The organism is Pseudomonas sp. A-B-19 (genome assembly GCF_019947515.1).
Lineage (GTDB): Bacteria > Pseudomonadota > Gammaproteobacteria > Pseudomonadales > Pseudomonadaceae > Aquipseudomonas.
Window position 1 is genome coordinate 225,730 of record NZ_JAGYGN010000008.1, and the last position, 26,460, is coordinate 252,189.

Sequence of the window (26,460 nt, forward strand, 5' to 3'; positions counted from 1 at the left end):
AAAAGCAAAAGCCTCGTCTCCAGAAACGGCTATACATGAAAGAAGAGTTGATCGATGACCATAAGAGGAGGCCCATGCAGACCTTTCAAGTATTGATCATCGGCAGCGGTTTTGGAGGCCAATGTGCTGCAATCAATTTGCTCAAGGCCGGCATCGACGATTTCCGCCTGCTGGAGCGCCGGGATTTTTTCGGCGGCACCTGGTGCCAGAACACTTATCCCGGCGCGGCAGTCGATGTGCCCTCGCCGCTTTACTCATTGTCTTTCGCCCCTTATCGCTGGACACAAATGTTCGCCGAACAGACCGAACTACGCCGCTACACCCGCCATGTGGTGGAACACTTCGGCCTGCGGGACAAGGTGGAACTGGACGCGAATGTCGAGCGCATCGAATGGGACGACGCCAACAGGCGCTGGACGGTTTACACCGTCGGCAAAGGCACGTATTGCGCGCAGTTCCTGATCAACGCGACCGGGCCGTTGAGTCAACCGGTGGTACCGTGCTTCGACGGCCAGGGACGCTTTCAGGGCAAGACGTTTCACACCAACAACTGGGATCACGGCTACGACTACCGGCAAAAATCCGTGGCCATCGTCGGCAGCGGCGCCAGTGCGGCCCAGGTGATTCCGGCCATTGCCCCGGACGTCGGGCACTTGCATGTGTTCCAGCGCACACCCCACTGGGTATTGCCCCGGGCCGATCACCGGTTTGGCCGCTTCCAGCGCTGGCTGCTGGGGCTCAAACCCGCCTACAAGTTGCTGCGCTGGGGTATCTACTGGCAATTTGAAACCCGGGTGTTTGGTTTCAAGTATTCCAAGCCGGCCGTGCACAGGGTTCAGCGCCGGGCCCTGCGCTTGCTCAAGCTCCAGGTGCCGGACGCCGAACTGCGGCGCAAACTGACGCCGGACTACACCATGGGCTGCAAACGGGTGATTCTGTCCAGCACACTGTACCCGGCCCTGGCCCGCCGCAACGTGACGCTGCACAGCCGCGAACAAGGCATCGCGTCCATCGATGAAACCGGCATCGTTACCCTGGAGGGTCAACACATCGACGTGGACCTGATCGTCTGGTCCACCGGCTACGATGCCACCGACGGGGTGATTTGCTACCCGGTAAAGGGCAAAAACGGCATCTGCCTCAAGGAGGTCTGGGCACAATATCCGCGGGCCTATCTCGGCACCGCCCTGCCCGACTTCCCCAATCTGTTCATCGTCACCGGGCCGAACACCGGCATCGGCCACACGTCGGCGCTGTTTATCATCGAATCCCAGATGAATTACATCCTCGATTGCATTCGCACCTTGAAGGATCAAGGTTTACACAGCATCGAAGTTCGCCATGAGGCGGAACGTACCTACACTGAAATGATCCACCGGGAAATGGAACGCACCGTGTGGAAGTCCGGTGGCTGCCACAGTTGGTATCAAAGCAGGAGCGGTCATGTGATCGCCATGTTTCCGGGGTTCAGCTTCAGCTTTCACCGCTTGACCCGAGCGCTGAAACCCGCCGATCACATTTTGTCCTGAGCAGATACAAGGGAGACGCATGATGCTTTTGTTATTCGTCGTTCTCGCAGTGTTCGTCGCCTGGAGCTGGCTGACCTACCCGGCCATCGGCTACTGGCTCTATGACTTGAACATGGCCGCCGAGGCCAAGTTGTACCGGCTGCACAAAATCGTCGTGCCCATCCCCGAGATGACCGTCTCGACCTGGCAAGGCGGGCCGTACGAGGCCACCAGCAATGTGCTGATGCTCCATGGCTTCGGCGCTGACAAGAACCTCTGGCTGCGTTTCGCCCGGCATTTTGTCGGCAGCCACCGGGTGATCATCCCGGACATCGCCGGCCATGGCGAAACCGGCTTCAAGGCCGGCGGCGGCTATGACATCCCGCTACAGGCCAAGCGCATGATCCAGTTGCTGGACGTGTGCGGGGTGGAGAAAGTCCACGTCATCGGCCATTCCATGGGCGGCTACATGGCCGCATGGCTGGCGGCCACCTACCCCGAGCGCATTGTGTCCGTTGCGCTGATCGACCCGGCGGGTGTCACCGCGCCCGAGCCCAGCGACCTCGAGCGGCATTTGGCCAAGGGCCACAACCCGTTTCTGATTCACTCGCGCGAAGAATTCCAGCGCTTCTACGCCATGACCATGGCGTCGCCACCCTGGGTACCGAAGCTGATTCTCGATGCTGTCGCCCAGCGCTATGAACAGTCCCGCGAGGAGCTGGAAGAAATCTTCCGCGAAATGCGCGCCAGCCCGCCGATGGAACCGCACCTGCCCGACATCACCGCCCCGACCCTGTTGCTGTGGGGGCGCAAGGACCGGCTGATCGATGTCAGCAGCGTGGCCGTCTGGAGCAAGGGCATCGCCGACCTGCGCGTGCATATCTGGGACGCCGTCGGGCACATGCCCATGGTCGAAGCCCCCACCGGTACGGCGCGGCTGTATCGGGAGTTTTTGGCATCGCTGCGCTCGGAGAGCCCACAGGATCAACGACTGCACTAGGGAGATCCCCCCTGGCAGTCCTTTGCAGAATGAAGTTCGTCAGAAACTTCGTTTGTCGGCGTCGCGCAAGGCTGCGATCTTTCGTCCATCCTTTACGTCACCGCGCCAGGAATCCTGTTCATGAACCACCCGAACTTCGTCAGCCCAGACCTGATCCGCCAACGCTTCTCCAAAGCGATGTCCGACATGTATCGCGAGGAAGTGCCGTTGTACGGCGCGTTGATGGCACTGGTGGAGCAGACCAACCGTCATGTACTGGACAGCGATCCACAGGTCGCCCGACAGCTCACGAGCACCGGCGAAATCGAGCGCCTGGACCTGGAACGTCATGGGGCGATCCGCGTCGGTACGGCCGCTGAACTGGCAACCCTCGCCCGCCTGTTCGCGGTCATGGGCATGCAACCGGTGGGTTACTACGACCTGACACCGGCCGGCGTGCCGGTGCATTCCACGGCTTTTCGCGCGGTGCACGAAGCATCGTTGCAGGTCAGCCCGTTCCGGGTGTTCACCTCGTTGCTGCGCCTGGAGCTGATCGAAGACCTGGAGCTGCGAGCGTTCGCCCAGTCGATGCTCGACCAGCGCGCGATCTTCACCCCTACGGCCCTCTCCCTGATCGAACGTGCCGAATCCCGGGGTGGCCTGACCGAGCAGGAAGCCCTCGAGTTCGTCGAACAGGCCCTGGAAACGTTTCGCTGGCACCACAGCGCCACCGTCACTGCCGAGCAGTATCGACAACTCAGCGCCCAACATCGTCTGATCGCCGACGTGGTGGCGTTCAAGGGCCCGCACATCAACCACCTGACACCACGGACCCTGGACATCGACATCGTCCAGGCGCAAATGCCGGCCCATGGCATCACCCCCAAGGCGGTGATCGAAGGCCCGCCCCGCCGCCAATGCCCGATCCTGTTGCGCCAGACCAGCTTCAAGGCCCTGGACGAGCCGATTGCCTTCACCGATCAAAGCGAGGCTCGTGGCAGTCATAGCGCCCGTTTCGGCGAGATCGAACAGCGCGGTGCCGCCCTAACGCCCAAAGGCCGGGCACTGTACGACCGCTTGCTCAATGCCGCACGGGACGAACTCAAGGACTTTCCCAACGAAGCCAACGCCGCGCGTTACAACGCGCTCATGGCGCAGCACTTCAGCGAATTCCCTGACACCTGGGAAGGCATGCGCCAACAGGGCCTGGCTTACTTTCGCTATTTCGTGACGGAAAAAGGCCTGGCGGCGGGTGACCTGACAAACGCCGACCTGGAAGACCTGCTCGACAGCGGTTGCCTGCGGGTTGAACCGCTGGTGTACGAAGACTTCCTGCCAGTCAGCGCGGCGGGGATTTTCCAGTCGAACCTTGGGGATGCGGCGCAGACCCGTTACGGAGTGCACGCCAACCAGCAAGCCTTCGAACAGGCCCTGGGGCGGCCGACGATCGATGAACTGCAACTGTATGCCGACAGCCAGCGCCGTTCGATCGAGCAATGTTTCGCGACGTTGGCCGATGTTGTTCAAGTCAATAAAAAACATGACTGAACCACTTCTCGCTGCTCAATAAAAAAACGGGCGACCAACAGGTCTAATGCCTATCAGTTAAGGACTCTGTAGGAGCAAGCTCGCTCCTACAGTGATTCCCTTTCGCTTAACTGATCGGCATTAACCAACAGGTCGCCCGTTTTTTTATATCCGAATCTTTCAATACAGCAAAAAAGTGTTCGCCCAGTGCACTGGCCTCGGCAATCCATGCACTGGTAAAGAGCCTTGCACTGGGCGAACGGAAAGTATTTTAGTAGAAGTGGCTAAATATGTCCGTGGGCTAAAGATGAAATTTATCGACACGATATGTAATAAAATGTCGACTTAAATTCTATCCCGTAACGAGCCACGAACTCACCAGTTCGACCATGCGAGTTGATTATTCCCATACAAAACCTGCACAAAAACAATCAACCCGTTTAGAGCCCGGTTCAGCGCCTGCTGGTCACCGTCAATACATCGGTATAAACCACGTTCACGCTTTGCCCGACTTTCAAGTCCTTGAGTTTGGCCTGGACTTCAGGACGTTTGACGTCGACAGTCTTGGATTGGCCTTCCGGGTTTTCGAAGGTCACCTGGTGTTTCTTCACGTCAATGTGGGTGATTTTCAGTTGCACTTTCACCTGACGATAAGCTTCGCCGCCAGGGTTGGCGCTGCCTGGCGCTGCGCGAATTTCGCCGATGGCTTCAGCGGTGCCGGGCAGGCCTTTGTCGATATCGGTATCGAGGTAGGCTGCAACGGCGCTGGTGACCCTGATGTCGACTGAGTCGCCGGCCTTGAGATTGCCGAGGTTTTTCGCCTTGTCGGTCAGTTGTACAGGGAACTCATTACCCTGAGGGCCTTTAAGGACCACGGAATGATTCGCGGCATCGACCGAAACGACGGTGGTGGTGACCTGATCAGCTACCACGACTTCGGACAGCGGAATATCGGCGGCAACTGCGCCAAAACTGGCGGCAGACAGCAAGGTGGCGAGAGTGATGGCTTTGGTCAGTGCGTGGCGTTTCATAGACAGAACTTTCCCTGTGATTGATGGCAGCAAACGGCGTTGAAACCGGGTTCAACGCCGTGTGTGCGCAGAGCATAGACGCTGTTCGGCGAATGGTCGCGCCGGGGCGGTGATTTTCCTAGTACCCGGTCATTTCCAGATATCCGTTCCCTGCATGGCTGCCACTGAGGCGCACCGGGCCTTCCCAATACGGTATGCGCAAGTCCATCCAGGCCTGGGGATTGAGCGCGGAGATGGCGATATCCAGATGCCTGGCCGGGATCTTGATCGACCAGCGCACAGGCATCTCGCGTCCTGCCACGCGGACGGTGTCTTGTGGCGTGAGGCTGATGTCGCCGGCGTGCAGCAATTGTGTCTGGCCCCGGGCGTCGATCCAGGTGCCGGTGAGGTAAGGCTCGCCGTCCTTTTGCCGCATGCGATACAGCATCACCTGCTCGCCGCTGTCCAGGTGCAGGGAGAACCAGTCCCAACCGGTCTGTCTGCCTGTCAGGGGCTGGCTGCTCCATTCGCGGTCAAGCCAGGCCGGGCCACTGACCTGAAAGGTCTGGCCGTCGATGTCCAGCGTACCGCTGGCCTGGAAAAACGGTTGACTGTAGTAATACGAGGCCTGACCCTGCTCGGATTTCCGGCTGAATCCCTTATCCCCCTGGAGCACCAGCGGACCTGTCGAGGTCAACCGCAGCCGGTAGCTGAAACGCCAGTCACGAGCACTGAGCTGCAGGTCGGCCAATGGGTCGTCGGCAGTCGCCTGACCGCGCAACTGCCAGTCGTCGATCCACGCATTGAACGGCGCGACACTGACACCGGCCTGACCGACACCACCCCGGGCATAGCGCTCTGCCGCGTAATGCACCGTCGCCGACGTCACCGCCGCGTGACCGAGCCAGATCGTCTGATTCTGCCAACCCGCCACCTCAGGGGTGGCTTTCAAGGCACTGCGGAACAACGTCCATTGCGCGCCGAACTCATGCCCCTGATCGTCCTTCAGGTTGGCCGTGACGTACCACCATTCGATGCGAAAGCCGTCGTGCGGGCCGTGATCCGCCGGAAAACTGAACACCCGACCGGGCACCACCTTGGTGAACGCAGCGGCCTGGTTGCCCAGCCCGGCAAAACCCTTTTCCGCCGGTGCCGGTTGATCACAACCGCTCGCCAGCAGCACCAGGAGCAAGACGCCGAGCTTAATCTTCATGGGCGAACGTCCTGAGCAGGTCCGCCGGTTGCGTGCGGTACAAACGGTACAACGGCCAGGCCGAGGCCAGCAGCGTCGCCACCAGCGCCAGCCCCATCAACTGCAACAGTTGCCATGGAAACACCCGCAACGGCAGGCGCCAGCCAAAGGCCTGCACGTTGATCACCGTGTCCAGGCACCACGCCAGGGCGATGCCCAGCGGCAACGCCAGCACCAGGGTCAGCAGCGCCAGCAGCCAGGTTTGCCCGAGGTTGAGCAACATCAAATGCCGACGAGTCACACCCAGTGCCCACAGCGGCGCCAGTTGCCCGAGACGGCTCTGGCTTTGGGTCAACAGACTGATGAACAGTGCCACCCCGGCCACGCACAGCGTCAGGCTGTTGAGCGCGGCGGTGGCGGCGAAGGTGCGTTCGAAGACTTGCGTGGACCAGCCCTTGAGCCGCGCCTGATCGACGATGCGGCTGTCGTCGAGGGTAAAACGCGCCTGCAGCGCCGTGACGAACGTCGGGATCGACGCCGGCTCGATGCGCAGGTTAAAGCGGCTCGGTGCCAATTGCGGCCAGCCGCGCAGCAAGTGATCGATATTGACCAGAATGTGGCCCTTGGGATTACCGTAGTCGGCGTAGATTCCGACGATCCGCGGCGACCACGGGCCGGTTGGCGTCGGCAGCGACAGGTGATCGCCGAGCTGCACGCGCAGGCGCCGGGCCAGTTGTTCGCTGAGCATCACCGCATCGTCCTTGGCCAGTCGCTCCCAAGGGGTGTCGCCCAAGGCCTCGAGCAACGGCCAGTGCTGGCGATAGGTCGGGTGGTCGATGATCCCGGACAGGTCCGTCGGCCAGCCCTGCAACTGGATCGACACCTGCCAGTTGGGCAACACCGCTGCAAGTTGCGGCTGCTGGACGAGCCAGCCGTACAGCTCCCTGGCCTGGGCCGGGCTCTGGGGATTGAGGTAAAGCTCGGCCGTCAGCCGTTGCTCGAGCCAGTCGCTGAAAGTCTGGCGAAAGCCTGCGGTCATGCTGCCGGCACCGATGTTCGCCGCCATGGCCAACAGCAGCGCCATCAAGGCCAGGCTCAACGCCGGCAGTTGCTGGCGGCAATCGGCGACAAACCACTGGCCGAGCACCGAGCGACTGCGCTGCGAAACGAGACTGAGCAGTGAACTGAGCACCACCGGCAAGGCCAGCGCGGCACCGATCAACAGCGCCGCCATCAACACGAAGCCAATGACCAGGCTGTCACCGAAGGTCAACGCCAGCAGCGCGATCACCCCGGCCATTGCCGCCACCCCGCCCTGGCGTCGCAACCAGTGGGCATGGGCCTGATGCCAGGCCTGCGGGTCGGCCAACGCCAGCAAGGGCAAGCGCGCCGCCCGCAGCAGGCTGCTGGCACCGGCCAGCAACGCGCCGATCAGGCTCAGGCCGATACCGCTAAACCACCAGGTCAGGCTGAGGCTCAACTGCCCCGCCACTTCGGCGCCGTACAAGCCACGCAGGCTGGCGGCGACATCGGGCAACAGCACACCGGCCAGCAGGTAGCCGCTGACCACCCCGGCTACACCGCCGACCAGGGCCAGCCCGCCCAATTCGACGGCGAGACAAGCGATCAGCATCCGCGCACTCACGCCGCAGGCACGCAGGGTCCGCAGCAAGCCTCGGCGTTGCTCCAGCGCCAGCCCGATGGCGGCGTGCACGATAAACAGGCCGACCACGAACGACAGCACCCCCAGGGCATCGAGGTTCAGGTGAAAGCTTTCGGTCAGGCGCGTCAGGTTGTTTTCTTCGCCAGCGCGCTTGAGTTGCAACTGGCCCTTGAGCGAATCCGGCAACGGTGCGGTGAAATCCTTCGGTAACAGCAGTCGCGACAACTGATCCGGCATTCCCAGAATCTGCTGGGCAAAACCGATGTCCACCAGCAGCACACCGGGCGCCATGTCGGCCTGCACGTGCAACGGCGGCAGTGCCACGCCAGCCAGGTTCAAGGGCCGGTCACCCTCACGCAAACCCAGTTCCTGCAAGGTTTGCAACGATATCCAGGTAGTGCCCGGCGGGCTGAAAAAATCGACCACCTGCTCAATCGCCAGGGCCTGCCCGGCCACCGCCGCGCCCGCCGGCAGCGACACCGGCTCGATGCCCATCAACTGCAAGCGCTGCTCTTCATGGCCCATGAGCATAACCCGGCCTTGCAGCACCGGTGACACGGGCCACCCCGCGTGACGCAGATCGATAAACCATTGCTGAGGGAACGTGCCGCCACCGGGCGCACTGAGGCTGGCCTGAGGTTCGCCGCCGATCAACTGACTGGCCCGGGCATAGCTGTCGCGGGCCTGGCTGTTGAGTGCCTGGACGCCGGTCAGCAGAGCGGTGGCCAGCCACAACCCGGTCAGCACGCTGAAAAACTGCACCGGATGCTGCCGCCAGTGGCTGAGCAGCGCACGCAGGGTTTCGCTGAAAATGCGCATGTCAGCGTTCACCCGCACTGGCCAGACGACCACCAGACAGCAGCGCTTTTTCCGCCAGCCGCGCCGCCACGCCGGGGCTGTGAGTGACCATCAACAGGCTGGTGGGGCTGTCGTCGAGCAATTCCAGTAGCAACTGCAACACCTCGGCACCGGTGGTTTCATCGAGGCTGCCGGTGGGCTCGTCGGCCAGCAGCAATGGCGGGCGCGACGCCAGCGCCCGGCCCAGCGCAACCCGTTGCTGCTGGCCGCCGGACAGTTGTTCCGGGTAGCGCCGCAGCAACTCGCCCAAGCCCAGGCGCCGCACCAGATGCGCCTGCCAGTGTGGGTCATGGCGCCCCGCCAGACGCGCCTGAATCGCCAGATTGTCTTCGACCCGCAGGCTGCCAATCAGGTTGAACTGCTGGAACACCAGGCCGATTTCCGTACGACGCCAGTTCGCCAGTTGCCCTTCATTCATCTGTTCCAGACGATGCCCGCCACTGCGAATGCTGCCGCGATCGATCCGGTCCAGCCCGGCGATCAGGTGCAACAAGGTGCTTTTGCCACTGCCCGACTCGCCCATCAGCGCCAGGCTGCTGCCGGGCCTGAGCGTCAGGTCGACGCCTTGCAGCACCGGCAGCGGCCCCTGCGGTGTGGCGTAGCTTTTGAAAACGCCATGGACTTCAAGCATGGGTCAACCTGCTGGGTATGTGTGGCCCAAGGATAGCGGCCCTGAATGGTTTTTGTCCGCTGACGCTCATCGTCCTGGCCGACCATCGCCCTACTCTCGAAGCCGGTCTGACCATAACGATAAAAAACGGAGACGCCATGCCTCGTTTCACCTTGAGCCCTCGTGGGCTGCTCGCTTGCCTGATCACTGCCTGCCTTGCCCAATCGGTGGTCGCCGCCGACGGACCGGCCGCGGCCAGCCCGCAAACCACGGCCAGTAACGCCGCCGTGCTGCAACAACTGCCCTTCACCGACCGCACCGACTACGAGTCGGTCACCAAGGGCCTGATCGCGCCCTTCAAGGGCCAGGTCAAGGACGCCTCGGGCAAGGTCATATGGGACATCCAGGCCTATGACTTCCTCGGCAAGGATCAGGCCCCGGAGTCGGTCAACCCGAGCCTGTGGCGCCTGGCCCAGCTCAGCGCCCACGCAGGACTCTTCGAAGTCAGCCCTCGGCTGTATCAGGTGCGCGGCCTTGACCTCGCCAACATGACCATCATCGAAGGTGACGACGGGCTGATCATCATCGACCCGCTGACCATGGCCGAAACCGCCAGGGCAGCACTGGACCTGTACTACCAGAACCGGCCGCACAAACCGGTGGTGGCGGTGATCTACAGCCACACCCACGTCGACCACTTCGGTGGCGTGCGCGGGGTGATCGACGAGGCCGACGTCAAGGCCGGCAAGGTCAAGGTGTTCGCCCCCGCCGGGTTCATGGAACACGTGATGAGCGAGAACGTCTACGCCGGCAACGCCATGAGTCGCCGCGCGCAGTTCCAGTTCGGCAGCCTGCTGCCCCGTGGCGAAAAAGGCCAGGTCGATGCAGGCCTGGGCAAGAGCGCACCGAGCGGCGGCACCGTCACCCTGATCCCGCCCACCGACCTGATCGAAAAGGAACTGGAAACCCGCACCATCGCCGGCCTCGACGTGGAGTTCCAGTTGACCCCGGGCACCGAAGCACCGGCGGAAATGAACCTGTACCTGCCGCAGTTGCGCGCCCTGTGCATGGCGGAAAACGCCACGCAAATGATGCACAACATCCTCACCCCGCGCGGCGCGCAGGTGCGGGACGCCAAGGCCTGGGCCGAGTACCTGGACGGCAGCCTGGCGCGTTACGGCGACAAGAGCGATGTGTTGTTCGCCCAGCACAACTGGCCGACCTGGGGCGGCGAACGCATCCGCACCTTCCTCGCCGACCAGCGCGACATGTACGCTTTCCTCAACGACCGCACCCTGCACCTGCTGAACCAGGGCCTGACGTCGCTGGAAATCGCCGACTCGATCAAGAAACTGCCCGGCAGCCTGGACCAGAAGTGGTACACCCGTGGCTACTACGGCTCGCTGAGTTTCAATACCCGCGCGGTGTATCAGCGCTACATGGGTTTCTATGACGGTAACCCGGCCAACCTCAATCCACTGCCACCGGTAGAAACGGCCAGGCGTTCGGTCGAAGCCATGGGCGGCGACGCGGCCGTGCTGGGGAAAATGCAGGCGGCAATGGCCAAGGGTGAATACCGCTGGGCCGCGCAACTGGGCAATCAGTTGCTGTTCGCCAACCCGGACAACGGCGATGCACGCAAAGCCCAGGCCCAGGCGCTGGAGCAAATGGGCTATCAAAGTGAAAACGCCACCTGGCGCAACATGTACCTGACCGGCGCCATGGAACTGCGCAACGGCGTGCCGCCCCAAGCGAGCAGTTCGGTATCGGTGGACATGGTGCGGGCGATGAGCCCGCAGATGTTCTTCGACTTCCTGGCGGTGCGTCTGGACAGTGAAAAGGCCGTAGGCCATGACCTGACCCTGAACTGGACCTTCGAGGATCAGAACAAGGACTTCAACCTGACCCTGCGCAATGGTGTGCTGACCCACCGCGCCGGGCTCAATCCCCAGGCGGACGCCAGTGTGAACATGACCAGGGCCACCCTGGAACAGATCAGCCTCAAGCAACTGGATATCCCGACGGCGATCCAGAAAGGCCTGATCAAGTTGCAAGGCAATGGCAAGAAGCTTGGGGAGTTGATGAGCAGCCTCGATACCTTCGCGCCGCAGTTCAATATCGTCACGCCTTGAACCGGTGACGCGGCAAACCGCGTCGCCGCCATCTCGAGCAGGCTCCCACACTGGATCCGGGTCATTCACAAAATACTGTGAACGGCCTGGATCCCTTGTGGGAGCGACTGAGTGGTCTTATTTGGCCGTAAACTTGGTGTAGCTATTGATCAGGTTGCGATAGTTCGGCAGGCGTTCAGACAGCAGGTTGGCCAGGCCTTCCATGTCGTTGCGCCAGTCGCCCTGCAGCTCGCAGGCCACGGAGAACCAGTTCAGCAGGTGCGCACCGGCGGCCGACATGCGTGCCCAGGCCGCTTGTTGCACGGTGGTGTTGAAGGTGCCGGAAGCGTCGGTCACCACAAACACCTCAAAGCCTTCGGCAATGGCCGACAGGGTCGGGAACGCCACGCAGACGTCGGTCACCACACCGGCGATGATCAGTTGCTTGCGACCGGTGGCCTTGATCGCCTTGACGAAGTCTTCGTTGTCCCAGGCGTTGATCTGGCCCGGGCGTGCAATGAACGGCGCGTCCGGGAACTGCGCCTTGAGCTCCGGCACGATCGGACCGTTCGGACCGCTGTCGAAACTGGTGGTGAGGATGGTCGGCAATTTGAAGAACTTGGCGATGTCACCCAGGGCCAGCACGTTGTTCTTGAACTCGTTGGGCGAGAAATCCTGCACCAGCGAGATCAGACCGGTCTGGTGGTCGACCAGCAATACCACGGCATCGTCTTTGTTCAGGCGCTTGTAAGGTACGTTGCTCATCGGAAACTCCTTGATGGATGGTTGTTGCAGTCAGCGCCGACCTGTTCGGCCGGCGCTTTTTAAAATGGGTCAGAAGGCAAAACACGAGCAGCCAAAGGCGCCCCAGAAACCCGCGAAATCGCTGACCGGCGCGTTCGACAGGCGCGCCCGTTCATGGCTGTGGGAATGCACCGCGCACGGGCCGCTGCAATGGTGAACCTGGGCCTGCATCGGCGATGTCGGGCGCCAGTGGCCCGGCACCTTCACCACCGGCGACCAGTCCGGCAGCACCGGCACACTGGCCGGCCCGAGCTTCTCGAAGTCACCGGCGCCGTACACCACCTTGCCACCGACCACTGTCAGCACTGACTCGATCCACTTGATCGCCTCTTCATCGACGCTGAAGAAGTCGGCGCTGAGGGCCGCGACGTCGGCCAATTGCCCGACCTTGATCTGACCCTTCTTGCCTTGTTCCGACGAGAACCAGGCGCTGCCGTGGGTGAACAGTTCCAGCGCCGTCAGGCGTGAAAGGCCTTCGGCGTGCAGCTCCATGCCGCCGACGGTGCGGCCGCTGACCATCCAGTACAACGAGGTCCACGGGTTGTAGCTCGACACCCGCGTGGCGTCGGTACCGGCACCGACCGGTACGCCCTCGGCCAGCATGCGTTTGATCGGCGGCGTGGCTTCGGCCGCTTTCGCACCGTAACGCTCGACGAAGTACTCACCCTGGAACGCCATGCGATCCTGGATCGCAATGCCGCCACCCAGCGCCCTGACCCGCTCGATGTTCTGCGGGGTGATGGTTTCGGCGTGGTCGAAAAACCACGGCAAGCCGTTGAACGGAATGTCGCGATTGACCTTCTCGAACACGTCGAGCATGCGGCTGATGGATTCGTTGTATGTGGCGTGCAAACGGAACGGCCAGCGTTGCTCGACGAGATGGCGCACCACCGGCTCCAGTTCGGCTTCCATGGTTTGCGGCAGGTCCGGACGCGGTTCGAGGAAGTCTTCGAAGTCCGCCGCCGAGAACACCAGCATTTCACCGGCGCCGTTGTGCCGCAGGTAATCGTCGCCCTGGTGCAGCTTCACGCTGCCGGTCCAGTTCTTGAAGTCGGTCAACTCTTCCTTGGGCTTCTGGGTGAACAGGTTGTAGGCGATGCGCACGGTCAGTTGCTCATCCTTGGCCAACTGTTCGATCACCTGGTAATCGTCCGGGTAGTTCTGGAAACCGCCGCCGGCATCGATGGCACTGGTCAGGCCCAGGCGATTGAGTTCGCGCATGAACTGGCGGGTCGAGTTGACCTGATACTCCAGCGGCAGTTTCGGCCCCTTGGCCAGCGTCGAGTACAGAATCATCGCGTTGGGTCGCGCCACCAGCATGCCGGTCGGCTCGCCGTTGGCGTCGCGCACGATCTCGCCACCCGGCGGGTTCGGCGTGTCGCGGGTGTAACCGGCTACGCGCAACGCTGCACGGTTGAGCAAGGCACGGTCGTACAGGTGCAATACGAACACCGGCGTATCCGGTGCCGCCTGGTTGAGTTCCGCCAGGGTCGGCATGCGCTTTTCGGCGAACTGGAATTCGTTCCAGCCCCCGACCACCCGCACCCACTGCGGCGTCGGCGTACGGTCAGCCTGGTCCTTGAGCATGCGCAAGGCATCGGCCAGGGACGGCACACCTTCCCAGCGCAGTTCCAGGTTGTAATTCAAGCCGCCACGGATCAGGTGCAAGTGGGAGTCGTTGAGCCCGGGGATCACACAACGACCCTTGAGGTCGATCACCTGGGTGTTCGAGCCACGCAGGGCCATGGCCTCGGCGTCGCTGCCGACCGCGACAAAACGCCCGTCGCTGATCGCCACGGCGCTGGCGAGCGGTTTTTCGCGGTCAACGGTGTGGAATTGACCATTGAACAAAATCAGATCGGCGTTCATCACGGTTCCTCGTGCAAAGTAGCGGGAGACAGCCAGGGCGCAAACAGACGCGTCGCCATGGGCATGAAGATGTAAACCACCGACAGCACGATGGTCAGGGTGATCAGGAACGTGGCAACCACATAGTTGGAGAGCCAGGCGTTGAGCCGCAGCAGCGGCCCCCAGAGCAGCGGCACCAGCAGGGTATGCGGCAGGATCACCAGCAGCGTCACCACGGCCTGCTTCCAGCGCGGCGGTGGCGTCCCGGCTTCGGCCTGGGGCGAGAACCAGAACTCATTGACCGGATTGACTTCGGTCTGGTCGCCATCGGCGAGCATCGGCGCGGCTTCGTCGACCAGTGCCTGGCGTTGCGGTGAATCGAGCCAGTTCTGCATCGCTTCGGTCGAGCAAAAGCGCAATACGCAGGTGTAGGTGTCGAGGCCGGCGTGCTTGCCGCGCACCACATCCACGCCCAAATGCCCGACGTTCTGCGCGGCCACCTTGACGATGTTGCGCAGCCAGGCTTCATACGGCACTTCGAAACCGGCCTTGACCCGGTGTTTGACGATCAGGGTCACCACCTCATCAGGCCCGGGACTTGCCGGTTCACGGCGATTGAGTTCAGACATAACGCAAGGCTCCGGCGAAACGGACATTGAGCGCCAGCCGTCCCGGCCCGGCGATGAAAATGCTGGTGAAGACAATCAGCAACAGCCAGCCGAACTGGCCTTCGAAGAGGGTCCACTGCGGATGCACGATCAACATCGATACCCACAGCACAAACAGAATAGGCAAACACGCCAGACGCGCCAGCAACCCGCCGACGATCAGCAGCGGGCACACGACCTCGGCAAAAATCGCCAGCACCAGCGTCAGGTTCGCGCCCAGGTGGAACGGGTCTTCGATGTTTTGCAACTCGGCACTGTAGTGCAGCAGCTTGGGCAAACCGTGCACCCACAACAGGAACAACCCGCCGCTGACCCGCAGAAACAGCAGCCCCCAGTCTTGCGCCCGATCATCGCGTCGCGAAGCGTCCATGGCCTACCCATACAAATGAAAAACCACCGGCGTCGATGCACCGGGACTGGATTCGATAGTGCCGGGTAAGGAGCAGGAAAAATTGAATGTACGTGCTCTGTTTGCGGGAAGACCGAGATCGGCCAAACGATATAGAACCTTGTGGGAGCGAGCTTGCTCGCGATGGCGGCGGGACAGTCGACATCCATGCTGAATGTGATGCAGCCATCGCGAGCAAGCTCGCTCCCACAGGTTTATTTGTTGTTGCTTCTACCGAGTTATTCCTGCGGGTCGAGATTATCCAGCGCCCGATTCACCGCCAGTTCGCCCAACATGATGATCTGCGCAATGCCAAGCAGCGCATTGCGATGAGGGCTTTGCAGAAACCCCGCAAGGTCACTGGCCATGATGCTGGCCGAGGCCAGGGATTCGCAGGCGTGGGCCAATAGCGTTTCGGTATTGATGTCGGGGGCGATGACAAACATCGTGCTGGGTTTGTGTGGTGGTGCCGGGTCTTTCGGGGGATTGGGGCTGGGTTTACACATGGTCAAGCTCCTTGATCAATGGAGCCGCCGCAGGTCGCTGCTAAACGAGTCGGGTGGCGGCTGTACGCGGGTTAGCAGACCAGGGATCAAGGAACCCGGCGCACCGAAGTGCCCCACGCACAGCCACCAAATTGCAGATCGGACCGATCTGAAGATGACACTGGCGAGCCTTGAAATTTACCGAGCTGCTAAACCCGATCGCTGCATGGGCAGCGACGTGGAGAACGTTAGAGATCAGGGCCAAGACTCACAAGCCGGCGGATTCTGGCGTAGTTGTAGGCAACGACGCAAGGCGGTGTGGCTTTCGGGAATAGAAGCTGACGGCTTTTAAACAGGGCTGTCAGAACACTTCATTTTCCCTGTGGGAGCGAGCTTGCTCCTACAGTGGATCGGCGTATGCCTGCAAGAGATTGGTTGGCTGGCAGGCCGCTTTCGCTGGCAAGCCAGCTCCTACAGCGTAGGCTAAGCTTTGAGCAACTCGTTGCTCATGATGCTCGGTTCTGCAGGTTTTGGGTTTTTCTGGAGAGCGTCTGCAACAGCTATCCCAGACAGGCCCCAACCTTTCACGCAGGATTGCCGTGATGACCGAGCCCCTCCTCAGCTTTGATGCACTCAAGCGCGCCGCGGCTGCCGGCGAAATCGATACCGTGCTGGTCTGCATGGTCGACATGCAGGGACGCCTGGTCGGCAAGCGCTTCCAGGTCGAGTTTTTCATCGACAGCGGCCACGAAGAAACCCACTGCTGCAACTACCTGCTGGCCGATGACATCGACATGGAGCCGGTGCCGGGTTACGCCGCGGCCAGTTGGAGCAAGGGCTACGGCGATTTCGTGCTCAAGCCCGACATGTCCACCCTGCGGCGCGTGCCCTGGCTGGAATGCACGGCGCTGGTGCTGTGTGACGTGCTCGATCACCACCATCGCCAGGACCTGCCCCACAGCCCGCGGGCGATTCTGAAAAAGCAGGTCGAGCGCCTGCGCGAGCGCGGCTATACCGGCATGTTTGCCTCGGAACTCGAGTTCTATCTGTTCGATGAGAGTTACGAGGCGATCCACAAGCGCAACTATCACAAACCGAAAACCGCCGGCCATTACATCGAGGACTACAACATCCTGCAGACCACCCGCGAAGAGCCGGTGCTGCGGGCGATTCGCAAGCATTTGCAGGCCTCGGGCATACCCGTGGAAAACTCCAAGGGTGAATGGGGCCCGGGGCAGGAAGAGATCAACATTCGCTACGCCGATGCCATGACCATGGCCGACCACCACGTCATCATCAAGCACGCCTGCAAGGAGATCGCGCAGTTGCAGGGCAAGGCGATCACCTTCATGGCCAAGTGGCGCTACGACGCCGCCGGCTCCAGCAGTCACATCCATAATTCGTTGTGGGACAAGAACGCCAAAAAACCGCTGTTCTTCGACACGAAAGCCGAGTTCGGCATGTCGAAACTGATGCGGGCCTGGGTCGCCGGGCAACTCAAGTACGCCAACGACATCACCTGTTTTCTCGCGCCCTATATCAACTCCTACAAGCGCTTCCAGGCTGGCACCTTTGCGCCGACGCGAGCGGTGTGGAGCCGCGACAATCGCACCGCCGGCTTTCGCCTGTGTGCCGAGGGCAGCGAGTCCATCCGCATCGAATGCCGTATCGGTGGTGCCGATCTCAACCCCTATCTGGCCTTCGCCGCGTTGATCGCGGCAGGTTTGGCGGGTATCGACGAGAAGCTCGATCTGGCGCCGCCGTTCGAAGGCGATGCCTACCTCGACGAGCATTTGCCAGAAGTATCCAAGACCCTGCGCGAGGCGAGCGCCGCACTCAAAACCTCCAGTATGTTGCGCGAGGCGTTCGGCGATGAGGTGGTCGACCATTACGTGCATACCGCCGAGTGGGAGCAGAAGGAGTACGACCGGCGAATCACCGACTGGGAATTGCAGCGCGGTTTCGAGCGCTATTGAGAACATCATGACTGAGAAGGTACAACTGATCTCCCCGGTCGATGGCCGGGTGTACGTCGAACGCGAGGTGGCCGATGCGCAGCAGATCGAGCAGGCACTGACGGCCGCTACCAATGCACAGGCGTCATGGCAACGCCGCTCACTGAGCGAGCGTGCGGCCTATTGCAGTGCCGCGGTGGATGCGATGCTGTCGATGCAGGCGGACATCGTGCCGGAGCTGGCCTGGCAGATGGGTCGCCCGGTGCGTTACGGCGCCAGCGAGCTGCGCGGTTTTGCCGAACGCGCCCGACACATGATCGCCATCGCTCCACAGGCCCTGGCCGCTGTAGAGCCTGCACCCAAGGCGGGTTTTCGACGCTACATCAAACGCGAGCCGCTGGGCACGGTGCTGGTGGTCGCCCCGTGGAACTACCCCTATCTGACAGCAGTGAACACGATCATCCCGGCGCTGATGGCCGGCAACAGCGTGATCCTCAAGCACGCGTCGCAAACCCTGCTGGTGGGCGAGCGTTTCGCCGAGGCCATGCGTCGCGCCAAACTGCCCGAAGGGCTGTTCCAGAATCTACTGCTCAACCATGTGTCGACCGGGGCGATCATTGCTGGCGGGCGCGTGCAGCAAGTGAACTTCACCGGTTCCGTGGAGGCTGGCAAGGTCATGGAAAGCGTCGCCAGCGGACAATTTATCGGCATGGGCCTGGAGCTCGGCGGAAAAGACCCGGCCTATGTCCGGGCAGACGCCAACCTTGAACAGGCGGTGGAAAATCTGGTGGACGGCAGCTTCTTCAATTCAGGGCAGAGTTGCTGTGCCGTGGAACGCATTTATGTCGACCAGAAAATTTTCCCGGTGTTTGTCGAGCGCTTCACCGAATTGACCCGCCAGTACGTACTGGGCAACCCGCTGGACGAAGCCACCACCCTCGGCCCGCTGGTGACACCGGGCGCCGCCTTCTTCGTTCGTGGCCAGATCGCCGAAGCACTGGCCCAGGGCGCGACGGCGCTGATCGATTCGCAGGCATTTGCCGCCGACGTACCGGGCAGCGCCTACCTCGCGCCGCAGGTCCTGGTCGATGTCAGCCATCAAATGTCGGTCATGCGCGACGAAAGCTTTGGCCCGGTGGTCGGCATCATGCCGGTGGCCAGCGATGAAGAAGCCATCGCCTTGATGAACGACAGTGAGTTCGGGCTCAGCGCTTCCATCTGGACCCAGGACCTCGCGACGGCCGAACGCCTGGGCAACGAGATCGCCACCGGCACGGTTTTCATGAACCGCTGCGATTACCTGGACCCGGCTCTGGCCTGGACCGGCGTAAAAAACAGCGGGCGCGGCGTCACCCTGTCGCCACTGGGCTACGAGCACCTGACCCGGGCCAAATCCTTTCATTTGCGTCACGAGGTGTAGACGATGAACCTGACAGGAAACTGGAGCTACCCCACGAGCGTTCGGTTCGGTGTCGGGCGCATCGCTGAGCTGGCCGACGTCTGTCGCAGCCAGGGTATCGAGCGCCCCTTGCTGGTGACCGACAGCGGCCTGGCGCGCGCGCCGATCACCACGGCGGCGCTGGACGCGTTGCGCGCCGCCGGTCTCGGTGTCGCGCTGTTTTGCGACCTCAAGCCCAACCCGGTGGAAGCCAACCTGGCCGGCGGGCTCGACGCCTGGCGTGCCGGCCAGCACGACGGCGTGATCGCGTTCGGCGGCGGCAGTGGCCTGGACATGGGCAAGCTGATTGCCTTCATGAGCGGCCAGACCCGCCCGGTCTGGGATTTCGAAGATATCGGCGACTACTGGACCCGCGCCGACGACAGCCGCATCGCCCCGGTCATTGCCGTGCCGACCACGGCGGGAACCGGTTCCGAAGTCGGTCGTGCGGCGGTGATCATCGACGAGCGCACCCACACCAAACGCATCATCTTCCACCCGAAAATGATGCCGCGCGTGGTGATCAGCGACCCGGCCCTTACCGTCGGCATGCCCGCCAAGGTCACCGCCGGCACTGGCATGGACGCATTATCCCATTGCCTGGAAGCGTACTGCGCCCCCGGTTTTCACCCCCTGGCCGACGGCATTGCCGTGGAAGGCATGCGCCTGGTGGCCAATTCGCTGGTGAAGGCGGTACACATGCCGTCGGACCTCGAGGCGCGCGCGCAAATGCTCGCGGCGGCGGCGATGGGCGCCACGGCATTCCAGAAAGGCCTGGGCGGGATGCATGCACTCTCGCATCCGGTGGGCGCGCTGTACGACACCCATCACGGCATGACCAATGCCACCTTCATGCCCTATGTCCTGCAGTTCAATCGCTCCGCCATCGAAGAGCGCATCACCCGCCTGGCGGCATACCTGCGCCTGCCCTCCCCCGGATTCGACAGTTTCATGGCCTTCGTGCTCAAGCTGCGCAAGGACATCGGTGTGCCCCATACCCTGGTGGAACTGGGTGTGGATGACCGGCAGGCCGACCTGATCGCGGACATGGCGATTGTCGACCCTTCCGCCGGCGGCAACCCGCTGCCATTGACCCGGGACGGCGTGGCAAAGATTTTCGACGCGGCCTTTCACGGCCGCCTGTAATTCAATGGACTCGCCCAAGCCGGGCTTTTTTGCACGCAGATCAATTATCCTGTGCCTCCCCGATTTCACCCCGGAGATACCTGTGCCCACCCTCACCGCCCGCGAGGTTTACCAGCTGTTGCGTGACGCCGCCCAAGGCATTTGCACCTTCAAGCGAGTCGACGACGCTGGCGAGTCCAGCCATGTACGGGTCGACATCGATGGCTGGGGCCTGACGCTGGAAGTAGACGCCGGCCACTTGCGCCACTGCCTGCATGGCCAAAGCCCCGATGGCCGTGAATATGTGTTCGACAATAGGCAACGCTTTGGCACCGACCCGGTGAATTTGCTCAGTACCTGGGAACTGGCACAGATTGAACGGCTGCTGGCCTGAAACCTGCGCAACCTGTCGTTCCACGGCCGCACTTGTGATACACAAGCCGGCACCACAACAATAAAAACAGGAGTTGAAGATGTCTGAGCTGAACCTGAACCCCCATGTCGCAGCGTCCCTGAAGCAGTGGCACGGGATGATCGGCAACCGCGACTTGAGCGGCTTGCCTGAATTGCTCGATCCGCAGGCGGTGTTCCGTTCGCCGATGGCACACACGCCATATCCCGGGGCGCCGGTGGTGTCGATGATCCTCAACACAGTCATGAACGTATTCGAGGATTTTGCCTATCACCGCGAACTGGCGACGGCGGATGGCTTGAACGTGAGTCTCGAATTCAGCGCCAGGGTCGGCGAGAGAGAGCTCAAGGGCATCGACATGATCCGCTTCAACGAACAGGGCAAGATTGTCGAGTTTGAAGTGATGGTGCGGCCGCTGAGTGGCTTGCAGGCGTTGGGTGAGGAAATGGGGCGGCGGTTGGGGGTTTATCTGAAGGCCAGCAAGGGCTGATTTATCTGACTCACCCAAAATCCCTGTGGGAGCGAGCTTGCTCGCGATGAGGGAATGTCAGCCAACGTCTTGTTCACTGATCCACCGCTATCGCGAGCAAGCTCGCTCCCACAGGTTTTGTGTTTAGCCTGAAATCGGGGGCGAACCGTTGGACCATCGGCTGGTGACTGGTCACGCAGCGAATCCCGCCCCCGCCCGCGGAGATCGCGTCGATGTCGAGCTGCACCACCTTGCACTCCGGGTAGAATTATTCCGCCGGGAAGGTTTGCAGGTAGGCAAGCAGGTCTTCGATTTTTTCCGGATCGCTCAGGCCCCAGAAAATCATGCGGGTGCCGGGGACGACCTTTTTCGGCGCTTCGAGGTAGGCGATCAGGGTTTCGCGGTTCCAGACCAGGTTGGCGGATTTCATCGCATCGGAATACACGTAGTCGGTGGTGACGGCAGATTGACGACCGATCACGCCATTGAGTTGCGGGCCGAAGGACGCACGGGCCGACTCGCCGATCTGATGGCAGCCGCTGCAGAGGCGCTTGAACAGCTTTTCCCCGGCTTGTACATCGCCGGCCGCAAGGGATGGTGTGCTGAACAGGCCTGTGGTGAGTAGCGAAGCGAAAGTCAGTGCGGCGATTTTCTTCATGTTCCGTTTCCAGTCTGCGATTGCTCGCTATTGGAACATGTCCGCCAGCCGTGTGCATTCTTGTAGGAGCTGGCTTGCCAGCGAAGAGGCCTTCAAGTAAAGCGGTGCATTAAGGACGCCATCGCTGGCAAGCCAGCTCCTACAGGGGTTCTGTGCAGTGGCTTATTTTTTTGACTTGCTGCGCGAGGCATTGAGCGCAACAGCCGCCTGAATCAACGCTGTCAGTGCCTTTTCATCGATCTGCTCGCCCTCGCGAATATCGATGGCACGCCGGGTATTGCCTTCAAGACTTGAGTTGAACAGCTTCGACGGATCGTCCAGTGAAGCGCCCTTGGCGAAGGTCATCTTCACCACCTGCTTATAGGTCTCGCCGGTGCAGATGATGCCGGCATGGGACCACACCGGCACGCCGCGCCACTTCCACTCTTCAATCACTTCAGGATCGGCCTGGCGGATGATCTGGCAGATGTGGGCCAGGGTTTCACCGCGCCAGTCAGCCAGTTCGCGGATTCGCTCGTCAATCAGCATCGAGGCTTGGTTTGAGTCCACCTTGTCCGTTTTCATCACTGTCTGCACCCTCATCATGATGGTTGTGACCGATGAGGGTAGACAGTGTTCGAAGATTTTTCCGAGCGCCGCTGACTGATGGCACCCCAAGGCTCAACACAATTGCTTGCCTGTCATCGAATCGTCATGAACCGGGCGCCATACTCAAGCCATTCAATGCGTGCTTTAACTTTCTGCTGCCACTCCCGGCAGCTTTTTTTTGCCTGAAATGGCGCTTACAGACATTCCTGCGCCACTCGCTCGAACGTCGACGGCACGAACGCCGAGGCCAGCAGCTTGCGCTCGTACAGGAACACCTTGCCGCCGTTCGAGGCCTTGTAGGTTTCCAGCACGTTGTCCGCCGCCACTTTGCTCGATACGACGATCCGGTAGCTGCGCTGGGTCTGCGACACCGTGGGCGCCAGCGCATCGTGCTGCAACTTCGGCACCACGCAATGGGTGTACTCCTCGGGCGACTTGCTGGTCTGCAAGGTCAGCGTAGGATCGTTTGGTGTGGCACAACCGGCCAGCAGCAGTGAGGCGAAGGCCAGGGTCGGGGCAAAAAAAGTGCGCATGAATCAGGTCCTGAAAAGAAATCGACGATGGATCGGGCTGATTAATTGGTTGCTGCGGTCAATCCGGCTGTTACCAGCGCCTTCAACGACGCATCGAACTGTTTCAGCGCGGTCAGTTGCAGGTCGCGTTGCCGTTCGATTTGCGCGGCAATCTCGGGGGCGGTCTTGTCATGCACCCACACCGACGGCAGTTGTTTTTCCACCGCGCCTTCGGCCTTGCCGATGTACTGCAGGTTGGCGTCGTAGAACCGCGCGGCGAATCGTGCCTCGACCCGATCGTTACGCTGGGTCAGCAACTGGTTGTGGGTATCGAGCATCACCACCACATCCGGATGGGCCTGCACCAGGGCATCGAGGTTGTCGTAGACCGTCACCGACACAAAGGTGTGGTGCAACGAAGTCATCAGCCAGTCGATGGCCAGGTCCGGATCGGAGCTGTTGACGAACGCCTGGCGAATCCGCGCATCCAGTGCGTTTTTCGCGCCATTCACGGCCACCGAGTGGTATTGCTCAAGGTATTGCAGGTTTTCCACGGTGTTCTCGCTGTAGAGCACTCCGACCGTCTGCCCGTATTGCAACCCGCCCTGGCTTCCGGTGATGGGCGGCAGATGGCAGGCGCGTGCGTCCTCGGCGTAGGCCGATGCGGTGGATGCAACACTGCCCAGCAACAGGGCAATCACAGCCAGTCGGGTCAAGATTTTCATCGCGCAGGTTCCTTGAGCAGCGTGTTCAATGCAGGCGATTTTCCGCCTTTGCGCAAAAAACAGAACTTGCGATTCTTGATGGTGACTATTGACTGAACCGATAGTGTGGGGGCGCCAGTGCATGCCTCTGGCGTAAACTTACCGGTCAATGTCGAACAAGCGTCTGTGCCGGGCGCCCACGGTTGACTACAGTGGCAACTGCTCTCAAAACCTGATCAAGGAACGAAACAATGGTGACTTGCTACCTGAAATACGTACTCGACCCCTACCAGCTCGACGCATTCGAGCACTACGGCAAGTTGTGGATACCCCTGGTAGAAAAATTCGGCGGCCAGCACCACGGCTACTTTTTGCCTTCGGAAGGCGCCAACAATATAGCCCTGGCGCTGTTCACCTTTCCGAGCCTGGCAGCGTACGAACATTACCGGCAGCAATCGATGAGCGATCCGGAGTGCATCGCGGCGTTCAAGTACGCCGAAGAGAGGAAGTTCATCCTCAGCTACGAGCGTTCATTCATGCGGCCGGTGTTTGGCGAGCAGGATCGCTGAGTCAGTCTTTTTTCAGATCCAGGCAGTAGGTGTAGTAACCGGGGTCGCGCACCCAGCCCAGGGACTCATACAGGCGTTGGGCGGTGAAGTTGTCGGTGGCGGTTTCCAGGGTCATGCCTTTGCCGCCGGCCAGCTTCGCAAAATCCCGGGCGGTGTTCATCAGCAAAGTACCGACGCCTTTGCCCCGGGCGGCGGGCGTGGTGAACAGATCACCAAGCAGCCAGGTGCGATGGGCGCCGATAGAGGAAAAAGTCGGGAACAACTGGACGAAGCCAAGGTTTTCACCGTCGCTGTCCCGGGCAAGAAAAATCACCGATTCATCCCGGGCGAGTCGCTCGGCGATGAAGGCGCGCGATTGCGAAAGGTCCGACGGCTGCTGGTAGAACATCCGGTAGGCGTCAAACAAGGGGGCGATCTGGTCGATGTGCGAGGCGTCGGCGCGCAGGGCCTGAATAGCCATGAGGGTGCTCCATTGTGGTCTCAGGGAGTTACAGACTAGCAATGGCGAGGCAACAGCGACGCACTATTTTCCTGAAAGCACCGAGACTCCTGTGGGAGCGAGCTTGCTCGCGATAGCGGTATTTCATTCAACATTGAAGCCGACTGATCCACCGCAATCGCGAGCAAGCTCGCTCCCACATTAGATTTCCACATTGGATCGCGGATTGTGGTCAGACCCGCACGTTACGCCCTGGCAAGGAGGTCCGCTGGCTGTTTTCCCAGCCTTCGACCAGACCCACCGGCACATCCGCTGACGGCAACATCTGTGCGCCACGCACCAGATCCGACGCCCGCTCGGCGAGCATGATGGTCGGCGCATTGAGGTTGCCGTTCGGCTCGGTCGGGAACACCGACGAATCGATCACCCGCAGACCGGCGATGCCGCGCACGCGCAGTTCGGAATCGACCACCGCCATGTCGTCCTCGCCCATGCGGCACGAACCGCAGGGATGGTAGGTGCTTTCCAGGTTGTCGCGCACAAAGGCGTCGAGGTCTTCATCGCTGGTCACCTGCGCACCCGGGGCGATTTCGCCGTCGCGGAAACGGTCCATGGCTTTCTGGCCGATGATCTCGCGGGTCAGGCGAATGCAGCGGCGGAAGCCCTCGCGGTCCTCTTCGCGCTCCAGGTAGTTGAAGCGGATTTCCGGATGCTCGTACGGATCAGTCGAGCGAACCCGGACATAACCACGACTTTTCGGCTTGTTCGGCCCGGTCAGCACCATGAAGCCATGGCCCTTGATCGGCTTGTTGCCGTCGTAGCGCATCGCCGCCGGCAGGAAGTGGAACTGGATGTCCGGCCAGCGCAGGCCCTTCTCCGAGCGGATGAATCCACCGGCCTCGAAATGGTTGGTGGCGCCCAGGCCGTCCTTGAACAGTAGCCAGCGCAGACCGATCATCAGCTTGCTCAATGGGTCCATCTTGCTGTTGAGGGTCACCGGTTCCTTGCAGCCGAACTGGATGTACACCTCGGCGTGATCCTGCAGGTTCTCCCCCACTCCTGGCAGGTCGTGGCGAACGCCGATCCCGGCCTTGCGCAGGACGTCCGCCGGGCCGATGCCGGAGCGTTGCAGCAGGTGCGGCGAGCCGATCGGGCCGGACGAAATCAGCACTTCGCGGTTGCAATACACCTGGTGGGTCTGGCCACCGTGGTCATACATGACCCCCACCGCCCGCTTGCCTTCGAGGATGATCTGGCGGGTCATCGCATGGGTGATCACCGTCAGGTTCGGACGGCCCATGGCCGGGCGCAGATAGGCATTGGCGGTGGAGCAACGCACACCGTTCTTCACGGTCATGTGCATGGCACCGAAACCTTCCTGCATGTAGCCGTTGCAGTCTTCGGTCTTGATGTAGCCCGCCTCCGCGCCGGCTTCGACCCAGGCGCCGTACAGCGGGTTTTTCATGTGGTTGCCGTTGGTGGTGTGCAGCGGCCCGGTCTGCCCGCGATAGCTGTCACCGCCCGACTCGTAGCTTTCGGCACGCTTGAAGTACGGCAGGCAGTTGCGATAGCCCCAGCCTTCGGCACCCAGGGACTCCCACTCGTCAAAGTCCAGCGCGTGGCCACGGATGTACACCAGGCCGTTGATCGACGACGATCCGCCCAGCACCTTGCCCCGTGGGCAGTGAATGCGCCGGCCGTTGAGGTGGGTCTCTGGCTCGGTCTCGTAGCGCCAGTTGTATTTCTTGGTGTTCATCGGGATCGAGAAGGCACTGGGCATCTGGATCACTACGCTCTTGTCGCTGCCGCCGAATTCCAGGACCAGCACCGAGGTGGCCGGGTCTTCGCTCAGCCGGTTGGCCAACACACAACCCGCCGAGCCTGCGCCAATGATGATGTAGTCGTATTTTTGCGTAGCCATTTTTTGCGTGGTCATTCTT

General features: G+C 61.5%; 25 protein-coding genes. 10 read left to right on the forward strand and 15 right to left on the reverse strand.

Annotated features, from left to right (window positions below; genetic code table 11):
• Positions 1–74 precede the first annotated feature (74 nt).
• The 3 genes from KGA81_RS12095 (at position 75) to KGA81_RS12105 (ending at position 4,035) form a co-directional block, all read left to right on the forward strand.
• Positions 75–1,529, forward strand: coding sequence for a flavin-containing monooxygenase (locus KGA81_RS12095; protein WP_223546012.1), 1,455 nt, complete (start codon positions 75–77; stop codon positions 1,527–1,529).
• Positions 1,530–1,551: 22 nt separating this feature from the next.
• The gene (locus KGA81_RS12100; protein WP_223546057.1) at positions 1,552–2,508 is read left to right on the forward strand and encodes an alpha/beta fold hydrolase; all 957 of its coding nucleotides are present in this window, start codon (positions 1,552–1,554) and stop codon (positions 2,506–2,508) included.
• Between the two features lie 120 nt (positions 2,509–2,628).
• The gene (locus KGA81_RS12105; protein ID WP_223546013.1) at positions 2,629–4,035 is read left to right on the forward strand and encodes a VOC family protein; all 1,407 of its coding nucleotides are present in this window, start codon (positions 2,629–2,631) and stop codon (positions 4,033–4,035) included.
• Between the two features lie 431 nt (positions 4,036–4,466).
• On the opposite strand, the gene KGA81_RS12110 is transcribed toward KGA81_RS12105, so the two are convergent.
• The 4 genes from KGA81_RS12110 to KGA81_RS12125 all read right to left on the reverse strand — a co-directional run bounded on the left by KGA81_RS12110 (position 4,467) and on the right by KGA81_RS12125 (position 9,368).
• Positions 4,467–5,045 carry a hypothetical protein gene (locus tag KGA81_RS12110; protein WP_223546014.1) on the reverse strand — a complete coding sequence of 193 codons (579 nt, stop codon included), beginning with the start codon at positions 5,043–5,045 and terminating at the stop codon, positions 4,467–4,469.
• Between the two features lie 118 nt (positions 5,046–5,163).
• A complete protein-coding gene (locus KGA81_RS12115) occupies positions 5,164–6,237 on the reverse strand; it encodes a lipocalin-like domain-containing protein (protein WP_223546015.1) in 1,074 nt (357 codons plus the stop codon).
• Positions 6,227–8,698 (reverse strand): ABC transporter permease, encoded by a 2,472-nt coding sequence (locus KGA81_RS12120; RefSeq protein ID WP_223546016.1) that lies wholly within the window; start codon positions 8,696–8,698, stop codon positions 6,227–6,229. The genes KGA81_RS12115 and KGA81_RS12120 overlap by 11 nt, the downstream gene beginning before the upstream one ends.
• Before the next feature lies 1 nt (position 8,699).
• A complete protein-coding gene (locus KGA81_RS12125; protein WP_223546017.1) occupies positions 8,700–9,368 on the reverse strand; it encodes an ABC transporter ATP-binding protein in 669 nt (222 codons plus the stop codon).
• A gap of 137 nt (positions 9,369–9,505) precedes the next feature.
• Between KGA81_RS12125 and KGA81_RS12130 the strand changes: the two genes are divergently transcribed.
• Entirely contained in the window at positions 9,506–11,479 is a 1,974-nt protein-coding gene (locus KGA81_RS12130) for an alkyl/aryl-sulfatase (RefSeq protein ID WP_223546018.1), read from the forward strand.
• Positions 11,480–11,596: 117 nt separating this feature from the next.
• Here KGA81_RS12130 and ycaC read toward each other — a convergent pair whose 3' ends face one another.
• The 5 genes from ycaC to KGA81_RS12155 all read right to left on the reverse strand — a co-directional run bounded on the left by ycaC (position 11,597) and on the right by KGA81_RS12155 (position 15,672).
• Complete coding sequence (gene ycaC / locus KGA81_RS12135) at positions 11,597–12,223, reverse strand: isochorismate family cysteine hydrolase YcaC (protein ID WP_095942850.1); 627 nt, start codon at positions 12,221–12,223, stop codon at positions 11,597–11,599.
• Between the two features lie 69 nt (positions 12,224–12,292).
• Positions 12,293–14,131, reverse strand: coding sequence for an amidohydrolase (locus KGA81_RS12140; protein WP_223546019.1), 1,839 nt, complete (start codon positions 14,129–14,131; stop codon positions 12,293–12,295).
• Positions 14,131–14,739 carry an antibiotic biosynthesis monooxygenase gene (locus KGA81_RS12145; RefSeq protein ID WP_223546020.1) on the reverse strand — a complete coding sequence of 203 codons (609 nt, stop codon included), beginning with the start codon at positions 14,737–14,739 and terminating at the stop codon, positions 14,131–14,133. Before KGA81_RS12145 ends, KGA81_RS12140 begins: the two co-directional genes overlap by 1 nt.
• Positions 14,732–15,148, reverse strand: a complete 417-nt coding sequence (locus KGA81_RS12150) for a DoxX family protein (RefSeq protein ID WP_218432098.1) — start codon at positions 15,146–15,148, stop codon at positions 14,732–14,734. The genes KGA81_RS12145 and KGA81_RS12150 overlap by 8 nt, the downstream gene beginning before the upstream one ends.
• Before the next feature lie 257 nt (positions 15,149–15,405).
• Positions 15,406–15,672: a DUF6124 family protein gene (locus KGA81_RS12155; protein WP_223546021.1), complete on the reverse strand. Its 267-nt coding sequence runs from the start codon at positions 15,670–15,672 to the stop codon at positions 15,406–15,408.
• Between the two features lie 581 nt (positions 15,673–16,253).
• Here KGA81_RS12155 and KGA81_RS12160 point away from each other — a divergent pair.
• The 5 genes from KGA81_RS12160 (at position 16,254) to KGA81_RS12180 (ending at position 21,071) form a co-directional block, all read left to right on the forward strand.
• Positions 16,254–17,627, forward strand: a complete 1,374-nt coding sequence (locus KGA81_RS12160; RefSeq protein WP_223546022.1) for a glutamine synthetase family protein — start codon at positions 16,254–16,256, stop codon at positions 17,625–17,627.
• 7 nt (positions 17,628–17,634) lie between these two features.
• Positions 17,635–19,026: an aldehyde dehydrogenase family protein gene (locus KGA81_RS12165; protein ID WP_223546023.1), complete on the forward strand. Its 1,392-nt coding sequence runs from the start codon at positions 17,635–17,637 to the stop codon at positions 19,024–19,026.
• Positions 19,027–19,029: 3 nt separating this feature from the next.
• A complete protein-coding gene (locus KGA81_RS12170) occupies positions 19,030–20,190 on the forward strand; it encodes an iron-containing alcohol dehydrogenase (protein ID WP_223546024.1) in 1,161 nt (386 codons plus the stop codon).
• An 82-nt stretch (positions 20,191–20,272) separates the two neighbouring features.
• Positions 20,273–20,563, forward strand: a complete 291-nt coding sequence (locus KGA81_RS12175) for a hypothetical protein (RefSeq protein WP_223546025.1) — start codon at positions 20,273–20,275, stop codon at positions 20,561–20,563.
• 79 nt (positions 20,564–20,642) lie between these two features.
• Positions 20,643–21,071: a nuclear transport factor 2 family protein gene (locus KGA81_RS12180; RefSeq protein WP_223546026.1), complete on the forward strand. Its 429-nt coding sequence runs from the start codon at positions 20,643–20,645 to the stop codon at positions 21,069–21,071.
• Between the two features lie 247 nt (positions 21,072–21,318).
• Here the strand turns inward: KGA81_RS12180 and KGA81_RS12190 are convergent, their stop codons facing one another.
• The 4 genes from KGA81_RS12190 to KGA81_RS12205 all read right to left on the reverse strand — a co-directional run bounded on the left by KGA81_RS12190 (position 21,319) and on the right by KGA81_RS12205 (position 23,533).
• A complete protein-coding gene (locus KGA81_RS12190) occupies positions 21,319–21,708 on the reverse strand; it encodes a c-type cytochrome (RefSeq protein ID WP_223546027.1) in 390 nt (129 codons plus the stop codon).
• A gap of 162 nt (positions 21,709–21,870) precedes the next feature.
• Positions 21,871–22,272 (reverse strand): DUF1801 domain-containing protein, encoded by a 402-nt coding sequence (locus KGA81_RS12195; protein ID WP_223546028.1) that lies wholly within the window; start codon positions 22,270–22,272, stop codon positions 21,871–21,873.
• A 218-nt stretch (positions 22,273–22,490) separates the two neighbouring features.
• Positions 22,491–22,829 carry a hypothetical protein gene (locus tag KGA81_RS12200; RefSeq protein WP_223546029.1) on the reverse strand — a complete coding sequence of 113 codons (339 nt, stop codon included), beginning with the start codon at positions 22,827–22,829 and terminating at the stop codon, positions 22,491–22,493.
• A 41-nt stretch (positions 22,830–22,870) separates the two neighbouring features.
• Complete coding sequence (locus tag KGA81_RS12205) at positions 22,871–23,533, reverse strand: ATPase (RefSeq protein ID WP_223546030.1); 663 nt, start codon at positions 23,531–23,533, stop codon at positions 22,871–22,873.
• A 230-nt stretch (positions 23,534–23,763) separates the two neighbouring features.
• Between KGA81_RS12205 and KGA81_RS12210 the strand changes: the two genes are divergently transcribed.
• Positions 23,764–24,081: an NIPSNAP family protein gene (locus KGA81_RS12210; RefSeq protein WP_223546031.1), complete on the forward strand. Its 318-nt coding sequence runs from the start codon at positions 23,764–23,766 to the stop codon at positions 24,079–24,081.
• A gap of 1 nt (position 24,082) precedes the next feature.
• On the opposite strand, the gene KGA81_RS12215 is transcribed toward KGA81_RS12210, so the two are convergent.
• Both KGA81_RS12215 and betA read right to left on the reverse strand, forming a co-directional pair.
• Positions 24,083–24,541 carry a GNAT family N-acetyltransferase gene (locus KGA81_RS12215; protein ID WP_223546032.1) on the reverse strand — a complete coding sequence of 153 codons (459 nt, stop codon included), beginning with the start codon at positions 24,539–24,541 and terminating at the stop codon, positions 24,083–24,085.
• A 211-nt stretch (positions 24,542–24,752) separates the two neighbouring features.
• Positions 24,753–26,441 carry a choline dehydrogenase gene (gene betA / locus KGA81_RS12220; protein WP_223546065.1) on the reverse strand — a complete coding sequence of 563 codons (1,689 nt, stop codon included), beginning with the start codon at positions 26,439–26,441 and terminating at the stop codon, positions 24,753–24,755.
• Between the last annotated feature and the right edge of the window lie 19 nt (positions 26,442–26,460).